This is a genomic window from Corynebacterium sp. Marseille-P8863, from assembly GCF_946902955.1.
In the GTDB taxonomy this organism is placed as follows: domain Bacteria; phylum Actinomycetota; class Actinomycetes; order Mycobacteriales; family Mycobacteriaceae; genus Corynebacterium; species Corynebacterium gottingense.
In genome coordinates, this window is sequence record NZ_CAMPQC010000003.1 from 1 (window position 1) to 13705 (window position 13705).

Genomic DNA, 13705 nt, shown 5'->3' on the forward strand with positions numbered 1-13705 from the left:
CCACCAATTCGATCGAGTCGCTGAATGCTGAACTGCGTAAAGCTACTCGAAACCGGGGTCAGTTCCCGAACGATACCGCGGCGCTGAAGACGCTTTGGCTGATGATCTGCAACATCGAGGACAAGCGCGCTGCCCAGCGAGCGAAGAAAGCAAAACGCGACATTGAGCGCAACGGCTATATTGAAGGAGCGAAAGCCACCGGGTGGAAACAAGCCATCAACCAACTAGCCGTGGCTTACCCCGACCGATTCGCGGACTACCTGTAAACCAAACCCCCGCACACAAACAATCGGACACTCTCATCAGGAAGGTTCCCCCAGGCACGCCGTGTCAACTATGTCGTGACTTCGGACACTGTCGGGGACACGCTGTCGGGGACACGCTGTGAAGTGGGGGTTTCACGAAACCTCCTGTCGACCGAAGGAATACGGCCGCGAACACAAAAATGACCCGCTCCGTTCATCGGAGGGGTCATTTTTCTTTGTCTGAACGCCGTTCCTGCTCGGGTTATAGCGCGGATTGTTTATGAGCGCGGACCGAGCCGCGGAAGAGTTTCCGTACTCATCTGGTGGCGCGGTTTTTGCAGCCCGTCATAGCGGTCTTGTTGCTGTGATCACGCAGGACTGGCTGCGGGTAGTTGTTGGGGTCTGAACCGAGAGGGGTGCGCCCGGTCAGGACCGTTTGGAACGCTGCCGCTACGTCAGAGCCCGAAGGCTCCGCCACTGACGAGGATCACGATGCCGAGGCCGATGAGAACGACGGGAAAGAGGATGCCCTCCCAGCGTTCGAGCACTTCCGCGATCGGGGGGCGGGTGGCGACGAACTTTGCCAGGGCCACCAGGACCGCAACGAGCGCGAGGAAGATAACGCAGTAGGCGACTACTGCGAGAGGTTCCACGCTGAGGAATACAGGGGTGTAGACGCCAATGTTGTCGCCACCGTTGGCAAACGTGACGCCTGCGACTGTCCAAACGCCGACCTTCTTGCCGGCAACCTTGGCCTCGTCGTCATCGTCGTCATCGTCTCCGCGCCAAGCCTCCCATGCGGCCCAGAGGCCGATGCCCAGAGGGATGAGACCAAAGTATGGAATAGCTGCCGGGGGCAGAAATGCTCCGGCGCCGATGGTCACAAGGATCGCGGCGACGAGGATGCCGGCAAATCCGAGGTACTGGCCGGCCATAATGCGCGCGGTTGTGCCGCGCTGGCCTGCCCCTCGCGCGAAGAAGAGAGAGAGCACGATGATGTCGTCGATGTTGGTAGCTGCGAACAGGCCTATCGCCTGCAAGACTGCGGTGAGGATCATGCGCCCTCCCCAGCTGTGTAGCACCCGGGAAGCGAGCAGGCGGGATCGATGCACGGGGCGTCTTCGTCTACTGCCAAGGAGGCATCGACCAATGCAGTCAGCGCCTGCGCCAAGTGCGGATCGGCGATCTCATATCGCGTCCGACGCCCCTCGGGCTCGGAGACGACAATCCCGCAATCGCGCAGACATGCCAGGTGGTTGGACACATTCGGGCGTGTCAGATTCAAAGCTCGAGCCAGTTCCGCCGGGTAAGCGGGATGGTCGAGCAAGGTCAAGATGATCCGCGATCGAGTGGGGTCGGCCAGTGCACGACCCAGGCGGTTCATCACGTCGAGACGTGAAGCAATAGTCAGCATGCACTGAACTATACAGCGAGCACTGAACTAGTCAAATTCCGGGTAGCGGTGCAGCTGTGTGCGCTGCTCAAAGGACAGTGGAAGTGGCAGAGATTCCGGCAAGTTGCGAAAACAGCGTCGCCAGATCAAGGTTCATGTCGTTCGTGAACTGGGCGTAGTTCGGGAAATCCGAATTCAAGCGCGAAGAAAAGACCCGAACGACCCGAAACTTGATGACCTGATCATCTTGAACCGGGAAGGCTCGAACAAAATTGTCGACCTGACCCGCAACCTCGATTCGATTCCCGTTAACGGCGAGAAAACCTCCAGGGTTGACGATGGCGTTCTCAACCGCATCATCGCCGACCAAAGCGAACTTCAACGGCTGTACAAGCGAGACCCTAAGGCGCTCCAGGCACTCGTAGAAGCCGAGACCTCGGCCGCTGAGATCAAGGGAACTGAAGAACCATCGCGACGTCGTTAACACTATGCAATCGTGGCTCGATGACCACGAAGCGTTTGCCGAAGCGAAAAACGCGGCGGGTGGCGATGAGAAGGCGTGGCAGAACCTTCTCGAAGCCAACCCATGGGTCCTCGGCATTGGTCTCGGAGATAGGGCTCTACACCACTTGGGACGAGGGAAGACTTGAGCAAACAGTTCGCGGAGCAAACCTGCACACTTCCGGGAAACGTGCCGACGCCTTCTTAGTGTCCAACGGCCTGCTGCGTTCAGTGGCGCTGGCAGAGATTAAACACCCGGACACGCCTTTGCTGACACGGGACCAATACCGCAGTGATGTTTACGGGATCAGCCGCGAGTTCTTCGGCGCAGTAGCCCAGGCCAAGAAACGGTTCTAGTCGCCAAAGAGAGCCGCGCTAGCTGGATTCCCAAGAGGGACACCGAGGGCGGCAGCACTGGCGACGGTGCGAATTTGGTCGAGCCACGCTCGTTTTTGGTGATCGGCTCCATGAGCGACTTGTGTAGCTCGCAAGGAAACCGGATTGACGCGAAGTTCCGTAGCTTTGAAAGTCTCCGCTCGAACCTTAAGTCACCGGAGGTGCTTACCTTTGACGAACTTGTCGAGCGGGCGCGGTGGGATGTGGAGCTTGCCGAGAAGCGAGAAGGCGCGGAGACGGAAGTTCCTGACTTTGAGTTCTAAGACGAAGTTCCTGCTCGCGGCATTTGCTTGACTACTGTCGTGTAACCGGAGGAGGAACCCGGTGTAACCGGGGTGTAGCCGCGGATCTGATATAACTGGTCAGGGTGTTTCGTGAAAGCCCCGAAGTCTCGAGACATCGTTCCGGTTATGTCTCGAGACTTCGGGGCTTCTTTCTTTTTGTTGCCGTTATCGCCGGGCCCCTGCGTAGGCGTTTGGCCCCCCTGTACTGCATTCTCGCCATGCCGGTATCGGTATCTGGCGAAGCGGGGCGCACTGGCTTCATTGGCGGTAGTGATCCTGAAATCCATCACCCTCCGGCACATTCATCGTGCGAGGGTCAGCGGGGTAGTCCCCACCCCAGCGCGCCTCTGAGCACCCGCTCCATTACCCCACCGAAGTCGTATACGGACATGCCTGCGTGCGGACCAGCACGAAGGAGGTAGCGCGACACGTGCACGCCGAGCAGCACCGTTGAGAGGTCGATGACGGCCTCATACGCGCTTGCGGTGGTGGGGCGGGGTGCCGCGCCTTGATTTTTCCGCCTCAGCGAGAAGCTCCCTCTCGATGTATCCGGTGACAGGGGCTCGGGTGTCCTTGTCGTTGAAGACGAGACGGAGGGTAGCGAGCACCTGCTCTTTGTGGATGAGGGACGCGTCGAGCACGCAACCCGCGACGAAGTACTGGAACGCACCGGAGCGGATTCGATGGAAGACGCATTTTGAGCGGTGATGGGACGATGAGGGTGACGTTAGCCGTCGCTAAGCGAGTGCTCACGCAGCTGCATCGGGACCCGCAGACCTTGATGCTGGTCTTCGTGGTGCCTTCGCTGCCATATTGGATGCTCATTGATACGCCAACGTTCGGGGGTTCGCGCACGCGATCTTTGCGCTGTCCCCGTTCCAGGTGATGTTCCTCGTCGCGTCCATCACGACGCTACGCGAACGCCGACGAGGCACACTCGAGCGCACACTCACCATGCCCGTATCGCGTGGCTCATTCATCCGCCGGATATGTGTTGGCGTTCGCGCTGCTCTCATTCGTGCAGGTGCTGATTACGGTCGGAGTGTGCGTGGCGTGGCTCGGCGTTGAGGTCGAAGGCTCACTGTGGGCCTTCGGAGGGATGACGGAGCACAGCGCGTTCCCACAGAGCAGCATCGCCATCGACGCGGTCTGCTTGCTGGCGTTCAGCGCGGTGCTGATCGGCGTGGCGTCGCTGAGCCTGGGCCGCCGGACAACAAACGTGTCCACAGAGGTAGACCACCCGACCACACGTCAACGCTGCCTGACAGAGTACTGCAACCTTACTCAAAGTTCGCTTACACTCACCAACATGAAACGAGGACTCGCCAGCACGCTCCTGCTCGCCTCCGGCCTTGCCATCAGCGCATGTGGCGCCCCGAATGCGGTACAAGATTCGCCCGAAACCGTGACGGTGAAACAGACCGTCACTGAGTACGAGGATCCGACGCCCGCCGAGACGGCACCACCGGCCGGGGAGGCGGCCCCGGAAGCCCAGCCGGAGCAGCCCGCGCCCGAGGCTGCGCCGGCACCTCCGGCGGGGAATCACAACATCAATGTCGGCCAGGTCGGCGGCGATTGCGGAACAACCGATTCCGGAATTCCGATCAAGGCAGGCTCGGCGACCTCGTGCGAATTCGCCGCCGCGATGTTCGATGCCGCACTGCAAGCCACATTCACTGTTACCCACGTGGCGTCCTCAGAGGTTACCCAGGTGCCGCATGCAGCGGTCACGGTCGCAAGCCCCGTCACCAAGGAGACGTACAACCTTGACTGCCGTCTGGGCAGCGACTGGGCAACGGTGACCTGCGAAAAACCCGAAGACCGGACCGTGAGCGCTTGGTTCACCCCCGAACTCCCAGACCGGATGAGCAACTACGTCGACATTGTCGAGAACTACGGATAGCGTCCCCCGGGAGACCGGCGGGGGTCCGGGGCGGCCGTGCCGGATCGTATACGTCGAGGCCGCAGGGGCGCCGATAAGCTGCCGCTAGAACTCAGCCGGCATGATGATCCAGGCGGCGAGATAGGCCAGGAACATCGGGAAGATGCCAAACAGGAGCAGGATGACGGCCAGCACACGGATGACGGTGGCGTCCATGTCGAAGTAGTCGGCGAATCCGCCGCACACGCCACCGATCATCTTGTTGGTCATGGAGCGGGTCAGGCGCTTCGGGGCTTGGTTGGGGTTGTAGCTCTGGTAGGTCATGATCGGTCCTTTCTCTCAAATCCTTGTCGGTACACCACCCATTAAACGTGCCTGGGAGGCGGCCGACAACGGGGTTTCCCCGGAGATACACCCCGATCTTTGACCCCTAGGGGGTGTTGTACGGGCGAGCGCGCTCCGTCATCGGCTGCGCACCGCGGTAGTCAGCGTAGCCTGGGACGTTGGTGACGTCCATGATTCCTTGGAAGAACTGCTTCAGCGCGCCAACGGTGCTGGGGTCCATGTGGTCAAACACCACTCGGCGGACACTTTCCACGTGCTCGGGGGCGGCCGACTCGAGGCGGCTCATGCCCTCCGATGTCAGGCACACCAGCACTCCCCTGGCATCTCCGGGGCTCTTCTCCTTGGTCACCAAACCACGCTTTGCCATCCGCGTGACCTGGTGGGAGGTCCTGGAGCGGTCCCACTCCAGCTCGCTGCATAGGTCCCGCAAACGGAGCGCCTGGTTTTCCGCCTCCGAGAGTGTGACCAGCACCGAAAACTCGGACGAGGAAAGGTCGGACTCCGCCTGCAACGTGTCGTCCAGCACGCGGGAGACCTTTCGCGACGCAGCGAGCATGAGGCGCCAGAGTTCCTGCTCTTCGTCGTTCAGCCAGCGGGCATCGTGTTTCATACTCTGCACCATAGCGGATGTGACTGCCCTAACAAAATAAGTGAATTCAGTTCGGGCGCTCCCGCTCCTCTCCTTTCCGCTAGTCCGCGTCCCCGCCCGCGAATGCGCTCCCAGCCTGTTTGAGCTCGTCGATGTGGACGGTCCGAGCAGCGGCAACGCGGTCGAAGCGCTGCGGGAAGCACGTGAGCACCAGCACCTGCGCGGTCCTCCCCACTTGAGAAAACAGGGTATTCATCAGGGCCAGGCGCTCCGGGTCGGTCGCACCGAGTGCATCGTCCACCACGACCGGCACCGGCGCGGAATCCCCCTCGGTGGACACGAGGTCCGCAATGGCAAACCGTGTCAGCAGCGCCAGCTGTTCCTTCGCGCCGCCAGACAGGGAGCTCAGCGGCACGGTCTGCTCGCCGATGGAGCGGTCCGTAATCTGCAGGTCGTCGCCGAAGTTGAACGCAACGTCCTTGCCGTAGATGATGCTGGCCCGTTTGCGCACCGCGTCGCTGAAAGGCTTGGTGTACTTGGCGCGCGCCGCGTCGCGGTGCGCGTGCAGCGTCTCCCGCAACAGGCGGATCGCGTCCGCGCGACGGGTCGCCTTGGCAAGCGCGGTCTCCGCCTTGTCCAGCACGGCTTCGGCCTTGTCCGCCTTCTCCGCGGCGCCCGCCGCCTGTTCGATCCGGCCGCGCAGCTCGGTGATGCGAATGGTGGCCTCGTGCTTCCGTTTCTGCATATTGGCAACCCTGGACTGCTCGCCCTCAAGCAACGTCTGGGTGAGCTCCACGTCCGCCTCGGCCGCGGCGGCGGCGAGCTCGTCGGCGTCCTGCTTTGCCGATTGCAGCGCCGCGGTCGCTGCCGCGAGCGCCTCGTCGAGCGCCTGCTGCGTCTGTGCGGTTTCTGCCGCCCGGAACTCCTTGTCGGCGTTGGCCATCTCGTTCGCCTTCGCCTCGAGGCGGGCTTCAAGCACCGCGAGTTCCTTTGCCGCCTTCTGTTCCGCGTAGGGCTTCAGCGCTGCCTCGGCGTGGTCCGCTTCCTGCTCGGCCTTCGCCAGCGCGGCGCTGGCCTCCTTCACAGCCGCCTCCGCGTCGGGCTCGCTGATCTCACTCCTCGCGCTGTCTGCCGCGTCGGCCAGTTCTTCCAGTACCGTCACGAGGCGGTCGCGCTCCGCGACGAGAGTATCGCGGTCCGTGCCCGCAAGCACGTCCTCGCGCCGTCGGCGCGCGGCCTCCACCTTGGACTCGTGCGCCTTGTACGCGTCGCGCGCGTCGCGCATCGCGTCGACGGACTCACACCCGGCGTCTTCCAGCAGGCCGGCGAGCGCCTCCTCCGCGTCCAGTACCGCCTCGCGGGGGTCCTTGGCCCCCTGGGCTGCGCGGTAGGTGAGGTCGTAGCCGCCGATGGCCAGCTGTGTGCCGTCGAAAAGCTGCACCTCGGTGCCCTCGTCAACGCGCACCTCCCGCCCATCAACGTCTATGGTGCCCTGCTTGCCCGCGATGGCAAGCTTTGCCGACGCCGCGTCGCGGAGCTTCCGCTGCAGCGCCACCTCGTTTTCTGCCGCCTCCGCGGCGCGCACCGCCTTCTCCGTGATCTCCTTGCTCGGCGCCTGCTCCAGCAGTTCCTTGTATGCCTGCTCCGCTTCGTCAACGCGCGCGAGGTGCGCCTTGAGCGTCTCGAGGCGGTGCGTCGCGCGAGCGACGTCGCGGCGCTGCTCCGCCTCCTTCACCGCGGCCCGGGCGCCGACGAGCGCTTCGCGGGCCGTCGCGGAGGCCGTGCGAAGCTGCTCCAGCTTGGCGGCTTCCTCCTCGCTCGCGGTTCGTGCCGGCTCGAGGGATCGTTCCAGCTCGGTGTGCTCCGTGCGCAGGGTATCGACGCGCTCGGCCAGCGCGGCACGTGCGGCCAAGTCCCTCTCGGCGCGCTGCACCTCAGTTGCTGCCTGCGTGTACTTCTTCTGCGCGTCCGCCACCTTTTCGGCGAGTTCCTTCGCCTTGGTCGCGTCCTCTTCGCGCTCGGCCAGGTCGGCCTGCGCCCCCGGGAGCTCCGCGTCGACCTGGGCGATCTCCTCCTCGCGGCGCGACACCTCGTCCACAAACGCGCTGAGGCGCTCCACTTCGGCGACGCACGCATCGCGCGCTGCCGCAGCGGCCTCCACGTCTTTTTCCAGCTGCTTCACCGCCTTCTTCGGCTTCGGCGGCGTGCTGTTGGACCAGTACTTGGCGTACTCATCCTCCACGGCCTGCATGAGCTTCGTGTCCTCGGTGGCGGAGTCGCCCTGCTCGTCGCTGCCGTCGAGCGCCCTGGTGATCGAGGGCACGCCCGCGGCCGCAACGGCTGGGTCCAGGTCTCCCTGGCGGAGGAAGAGCGTGTCCATGAGCGAGCGGTCCAGGTGCTCGTCCAGGATTCGGAACAGCTCGTCGTCGGCCTTCCTGCCGGAGAAGTTTTCCCGGCGCGGCGCGCGGACGGTCAACTCCGCCTTCTTCGACTTCACCCAGCGCTTGTGCACCACAAAGGACACTTCGCCCACGGTGGCGTCGAGCCAGACCTCGGGCCCCACGTCCTTGCCCACGGGCGCGTACTTTTCCACCTTGTTGCCGCCGGCGGTATAGCGCTCGCGCAGCACCAGGTCGAGCGCGTCCAGGATGGTCGACTTGCCCGCCTCGTTCGGCCCGTGGACGATCACCACGCCCGTATCGGGCAAGTTCTCCAGCTTTAGGTGGTCGATGGCGCGGAAGTTCTTGATTGTCAGGGAGTGGATTCGCATTTGGCTACTTCGCCTCCTGGGAGAATCGGAACAGCAGGTTGACGGCGTCGCGCGCGGTCGGATCGCCCTGCGCGGCCTCGCCGACGAGCTGGTGCATCGCCTGGCTGGCGTAGCCGGTCAGCGGGAGGTTGTCTAGCTCCTCCTCCCCCGGCTCAAGGTGCAAGTCCATAAGCCGGTCCCGCTCGTACAACGCGGCGAACACCGGCTCGAGCGCTGCCAGTTCGCGCGCCAACGTGCGGGTCGCTTCGAGCCCCAACGTTCCGGTGAGCGCGTACTTAATCACCGTGCGGTCCTTGTCGGGGTACGCCCGCAGCTGGTCGATGACCTCGGCGACGTCGTCGGCGTCGGTCACCTCCCAGCCGAGCGCGTCGAACGTCCAAATCCCGGTGCGTACCTTGTCCACGGACACCTCGGAGGCACCGCCGTCCTTGGTCACCGTGACCACCAGGGCGTTGCCGGAGTCGGATTCGCCGCCAGCCACAGCGCCCGAGAAGCCCGAGGAGCCCGCGGGGCCCGAAGTGCCCGAGCGCTCCGCGTAGTCTGTGGTTTCCGGGGCTCCGGAGAACCACACCTTGCCGGAGGAGCCCAGCGAGGCCGTCGAGTGCGAGTCACCCAGGGCGACGTAATCAATCACTCCGCGCGAGAGAGCATCTTCGAGGGGGTCGAGGTGGATCAAGGCTTCGTCATCATCCGTGCCAAAGCCCTCCACCTGGCCATGGCCGACGAGGATGCGGACCCGGTCCGAAGGCTCGAGGGCGCGGACCGCCTGCGCGCACAGGTCGTCCGAGGGATATTTGGTCAGCAGCGGCGCGCCGACGATGTCGACCCCGTCCACCGCCTCGATCGGCTCCGAGGACGAGAGGACGGTAACGTTCTCGATGTCCTCCGTGCGGCTAAAAATTGAATCCGCAACGAGCGGATCGTGGTTACCCGGGAGTAAGAAGACCGGGACCGGCAGGCGGCGCAACGCCTCGAGCGCGCGGCCAAGCGTGCGTTCCTCCAGCGAATTATGTTCGAAGACATCGCCGGCAATCACAATAAACTCCGCGCCGCGATCGCGCGCCAGGTTCCCCAGCGCGTCGATGGAGCGCTCCCGAGATTCGTCAAAACGAGCCTGGGCCTCGGGGCTTAAGAACTTTCGGGTCATACCGATCTGCAAATCGGAGCTATGGATAAATGTTGTGTGCGTCATGCTTTACACAACTACCAGGCCGACCGGACACCCGCCCTACCAACATAGAACTTATATTCCAAACCGCCGTGTTGAGCAGGCAGTTTAATCGGTGGTGAGGTCATCGTACAGCTCGGTGATGTCAGAGACCGCGCGCAGCTGATCGATGTTGGTAAAAGACACCGTCTGCATCGCCCGGTGCAGCAGCCCCGTGTCCGAATCATCAATCATCGGGGCCACCTTCGGGTGCGGCAGCGGCGGCAGGTCCCGCCCAGCCCAGAAGTACTTGGATCCCGGCTCGGTGTTCTCCCGCGCGATGGACGTCGCCTCCTCGCGCACCGCCTGCTCCACCGACGCCATGCTCAGGTCGCGCAGCGTAAACACCAGCGACGGCGTGGTGTGCACGCGCGACGCCGCCACCTGGGCCAGCGCCACCGCGTGCTTGCACACGGACGCGCTGTCCGGGCACGTGCAGGAGAAATACACCTCGTTTGGGTTGGAGAAAAGCATCACGTCCAACACTGTGTCCGGGAAGTCGCCTTGCATCGCGCGCTCGAGCGCTCCCGGGTTGCGCGCCAGCTCGCCGACCGCAACGCGCACCTCGCGTGGCGCGCGGAACGGCAGCATCATCGAGACTTCGAACGGGTAGTTTTGGCTGCCTACCACGGAGGCGTTGATCCGCGCGTTGTTGAACTCCAGGTTCACCACGTGGCCCTTGGAAGCGTAGTCGCGCCCGCGGTTCGCCCGGCCCAGGTCCGTCTTGCGCAGCGCCGCGTTGACCACGCGCTGCGCGGGCGCCGACATCGTCGATACAGCGCGCGCGGACAGCACCTTTTCGCCGGTCTCCTCCGCGGACGAGACGCGGCGGCGCTCGCCAAAGTTGGCGTAGATGACGTTGTCCTCGCTCGGACGCTTCTTCCCTGCCACTTACTCGGTCCTCCCTCGGAAGCTGATCAGGCGGGCCAGATCCTCGGTGTCCAGCTCCGTGATCCACCCCTCGCCCTCGCCGACCACCGCGCCGGCCAGGTGCATCTTGCCGTCCAGGACGTCCTGAATGGACTCCTCCATCGTGCCCTTGGTGATCATTTTGTACACGGTCACGTCCCGGCGCTGCCCGATGCGGAACGCGCGGTCCGTCGCCTGGTTCTCCACCGCCGGGTTCCACCACCTGTCCATGTGAATCACCACGGAGGCGGCGGTGAGGTTCAGCCCGGTACCGCCGGCCTTCAAGCTGAGCAGCATCGCCCGCGGCCCGTCGTCGCGCTGGAACTGTTCCACCATCGCGTCGCGGGCGCTCTTGCCCACCCCGCCGTGCAGGAACGGCACCTGTTCGCCCAGCTGGTCCGACAGGTACGGCTGCAGTAAGTCGCCGAACGCCTTGTATTGGGTGAAGATCAGGACGCGCTCGTCGCGCTCCACCGCTTGGTGCAGGAGCTCCATGAGCTTGGTTACCTTGCCCGAGCGGTGTGCGCCCCGGATGGTCACCGGCGAGCCATCGCCGAGAAAGTGGGCCGGGTGGTTGCAGATCTGCTTGATGCGCGTGATCGTGGCCAGCACCAGCCCGCGGCGCGCCATCCCTTTGCGCTGCTCGAGCTGCTGCTTCATCTCGTTCACCAGCGCCGTGTACAGGGCCGCTTGCTCCTGCGTCATCTCCACGGCGACGACGTGCTCGCTCTTTTCCGGCAGGTCGTCGATAATCGCGGCGTCCGTCTTCACGCGCCGGAGGATAAACGGCGCCGTGAGCCGCTGCAGCCGCTCGCCCATCTCATCGGCCAGGCCTTCGTCGCGCCGGGACTCGATCGCCTTGGCAAAGTGGTTGCGGAAAAACGCCTGCGAGCCCAGCATCCCCGGGTTCACAAAGTCCAGCAGGCTGCGCAGCTCGGACAGCTTATTTTCAATCGGGGTACCCGTCAGCGCAATGCGGTGTCGCGCGGGGATCGCCCGCACGCTTTTCGACGCCTGCGTCCCCGAATTCTTAATCGCCTGGGCCTCATCGCACACCACGTGATCCCACTGCACCCGGGCCAAATCCGTGAAGTCTCGCCCGACCACGCCGTAGGAGGTAATCACCAGATCCGCCTCGTCTGCTTTGGCAAACAGCTCGTCGCCCTTGGACCGGTTCGCGCCGTGGTGGACCACCACCTTCATCCCCGGGACGAAGCGGGCGGCCTCGCGCGCCCAGTTGCCCACGACCGAGGTCGGGGCAACCACCAGCGTCGGCCCGGTGCGGCGGCCCGCTGCCTCCTCTACCGCGAGCAGGGCGAGGAGCTGCAGCGTCTTGCCCAGCCCCATGTCGTCGGCAAGCACTGCCCCGAGGTTGTTGCGCGACATGTAGTAGAGCCAGTCCACGCCGCGACGCTGGTATTCGCGCAGCTCCGCGTGCACTGCCTCGGGGATGTCCACGCGCTCCGGGGCGGGCCGGTCCTGGCCGCCGACGAGCGAGGTAAACCACGTCGAGCCGGAGAACTCCACGGGCGATTCCGTCGCCGTCTCGAGCGCGAGTTGGCGCAACTCGGCGGCGGACACCTGCCCCTTGGTCTCGTCGTCAGCGAGCTCCTCGTAGCGCGCGCGGGCCTCGTCCGCCAGCTTGCGCAGCTCCGCGGCGTCGTCCGAACCGGCGGCCTCGGCCAGCTTGGCGCGCGTCTCAGCGGCCTCCGCCTCCAGGCGCGCCTTGTCGGCCGAGCTGCGCTGCAGCCGCTTCATGTACTGCTTGGTGCGCGACAGGTCCTTGCCGTCTGCAAGCACCCACTCGCCGCGCAGCTTGACCAGGCCGGACTTGGAGCGAACCAGCTTTTCCATCTCCTCGTCGGTCAGCTCCATATCGCCGAGGGAGACGTGCCAGTCGTATGAGACGAGCGTGTCAAAGCCCATCATGGTCACGGTGGAGGAATCGTACGGGTTCTCCGGGCGGGTCACGTGCAGCTTCGCCGAGGTCTCCGCCGTGGACCACGCCTTGGGCAGCATGACGGCAAACCCGGCCTGGCGCAGCTTCGACGCCTCTGTCTCCACGAACCGGACAATCTCCTCGGTGGAGAGGAAGCTATCCCAGTCGCCCCGATTCCGGTCTCGGATCGCCGACCCCTGGCGCGGGTGCCGGCGGGAGTCCACCAACTCCGTGACGTCGATCGCCGCCTCGATGGACTCGCGCAGTGTCTGCGCGGTCTGGGCATCGAAGTCGGACAGGCGCGCGGGCCGCGGGGCGTCCGTCCCGGCGCGCACCTGCACACGCACGGGCCACTGCAGGTCCTCCGCTTCCTCTGCGGCGTCGGCGTCCTCCGGTTCGTCCTCGGGGGCTTCCACGAGGAAGACTAGCTGCAGGTTCACCGCGGTAATGGAGCCGCCCCACTCGTTGATCTGCTGCACCAGCGACGCGTTCCCGCGGCGCAGCGGGGTGCCAAAGACCAGCGACGCCACGAAGTCGTGCCACGGGTAGGGCCGGACTCTCGACGGCACGCCCACCGACTGCAGCCGCGCTGTGGCGATCCAGTGCGTCAGGGTCTGCGCGAGATCCTCGCTCAGGTTGGGGTTGTTCAGTGAGAGCACGCCGGGGGCGGCGGCGATCATCTCCGCCAACCAGCCGCGCTCCTGCACCCCGGTACCCAGCTGCCACTGCGCATACCAGTTCCCGTCGCGCCGGGGCACGTGGATGGTCACCCGGCCCGCGCGCACGAATTGGTTCAGCCCCAAGTACGCGCGGACCAGCCAGCGCAGGTCCGGGGCGATCGTCTCGCGCTGCGCCCCGGTGCTGAGCATCGAGCTTTCGTCCAGATGCGCCAGCGCGGCGAGGAACTCGATTGCGGTGCTCGGGGAAAACGTCGCCGTCGGTGCGCGCAGAATCGCCTCTTTGCCCTTCGGCGTTTGCAGCTGCAACCGCTGGCGGCCGCGAAAGTGGTTCTTGCTCAGCAACGATTGCACGTGTGACGGGAATGTCCCGTCGCGGACGGCATCAATCGTGACAACTCTGTGGCCAGAGACCTGCTCAATCCAAACATTGAGCCCGGACTCCGGCAGCCAAAGTCCGTGGAGCAGGTATTCAGGCATACCCACCCTTATACCACTCCGAGGAATTTTCCGGGCTCGCAGGTTCGCTCGCCGGCGCGGACGACCACACGTTTCGTCCAATCCCCCA

At 64.5% G+C, this 13705-nt stretch carries 12 protein-coding genes and 1 pseudogene; 5 read left to right on the plus strand and 8 right to left on the minus strand.

Features of this window, described 5'->3' with window-relative positions; translation table 11 throughout:
- The coding region (locus tag OVO38_RS02295; RefSeq protein ID WP_267207673.1) for a transposase at positions 1–266 on the plus strand (266 nt) is incomplete at its 5' end.
- Positions 267–700: 434 nt separating this feature from the next.
- Here the strand turns inward: OVO38_RS02295 and OVO38_RS02300 are convergent.
- Together OVO38_RS02300 and cmtR are read right to left on the minus strand one after the other, a co-directional pair.
- Entirely contained in the window at positions 701–1303 is a 603-nt protein-coding gene (locus tag OVO38_RS02300) for a cadmium resistance transporter (RefSeq protein ID WP_095535075.1), read from the minus strand.
- Positions 1300–1659 (minus strand): Cd(II)/Pb(II)-sensing metalloregulatory transcriptional regulator CmtR, encoded by a 360-nt coding sequence (gene cmtR, locus OVO38_RS02305; RefSeq protein ID WP_095275948.1) that lies wholly within the window; start codon positions 1657–1659, stop codon positions 1300–1302. Before cmtR ends, OVO38_RS02300 begins: the two co-directional genes overlap by 4 nt.
- A gap of 103 nt (positions 1660–1762) precedes the next feature.
- Here cmtR and OVO38_RS02310 point away from each other — a divergent pair, with 103 nt between their 5' ends.
- From OVO38_RS02310 to OVO38_RS02325, 4 genes and pseudogenes are all read left to right on the plus strand, one after another.
- Positions 1763–2122, plus strand: a complete 360-nt coding sequence (locus OVO38_RS02310; protein ID WP_239241858.1) for a hypothetical protein — start codon at positions 1763–1765, stop codon at positions 2120–2122.
- Between the two features lie 20 nt (positions 2123–2142).
- Entirely contained in the window at positions 2143–2496 is a 354-nt protein-coding gene (locus OVO38_RS02315) for a Shedu anti-phage system protein SduA domain-containing protein (protein WP_267207674.1), read from the plus strand.
- Positions 2497–2522: 26 nt separating this feature from the next.
- A pseudogene (locus tag OVO38_RS02320) lies at positions 2523–2660 on the plus strand (hypothetical protein); the annotation flags it as partial.
- Positions 2661–3786: 1126 nt separating this feature from the next.
- Complete coding sequence (locus OVO38_RS02325) at positions 3787–4722, plus strand: hypothetical protein (protein ID WP_267207675.1); 936 nt, start codon at positions 3787–3789, stop codon at positions 4720–4722.
- 84 nt (positions 4723–4806) lie between these two features.
- Here the strand turns inward: OVO38_RS02325 and OVO38_RS02330 are convergent, their stop codons facing one another.
- From OVO38_RS02330 to OVO38_RS02355, 6 genes are all read right to left on the minus strand, one after another.
- On the minus strand, positions 4807–5025 hold the full coding sequence (locus OVO38_RS02330) for a PspC domain-containing protein (protein WP_095275938.1): 219 nt from the start codon (positions 5023–5025) through the stop codon (positions 4807–4809).
- 106 nt (positions 5026–5131) lie between these two features.
- The gene (locus OVO38_RS02335) at positions 5132–5656 is read right to left on the minus strand and encodes a MarR family winged helix-turn-helix transcriptional regulator (protein ID WP_095535079.1); all 525 of its coding nucleotides are present in this window, start codon (positions 5654–5656) and stop codon (positions 5132–5134) included.
- 79 nt (positions 5657–5735) lie between these two features.
- Positions 5736–8405 (minus strand): AAA family ATPase, encoded by a 2670-nt coding sequence (locus OVO38_RS02340; protein WP_267207676.1) that lies wholly within the window; start codon positions 8403–8405, stop codon positions 5736–5738.
- A 4-nt stretch (positions 8406–8409) separates the two neighbouring features.
- Positions 8410–9597 carry a metallophosphoesterase family protein gene (locus OVO38_RS02345; RefSeq protein ID WP_267207677.1) on the minus strand — a complete coding sequence of 396 codons (1188 nt, stop codon included), beginning with the start codon at positions 9595–9597 and terminating at the stop codon, positions 8410–8412.
- An 84-nt stretch (positions 9598–9681) separates the two neighbouring features.
- Positions 9682–10503 (minus strand): hypothetical protein, encoded by an 822-nt coding sequence (locus OVO38_RS02350; RefSeq protein ID WP_267207678.1) that lies wholly within the window; start codon positions 10501–10503, stop codon positions 9682–9684.
- Positions 10504–13617: a DEAD/DEAH box helicase gene (locus tag OVO38_RS02355; protein ID WP_267207679.1), complete on the minus strand. Its 3114-nt coding sequence runs from the start codon at positions 13615–13617 to the stop codon at positions 10504–10506.
- Positions 13618–13705: the final 88 nt, after the last annotated feature.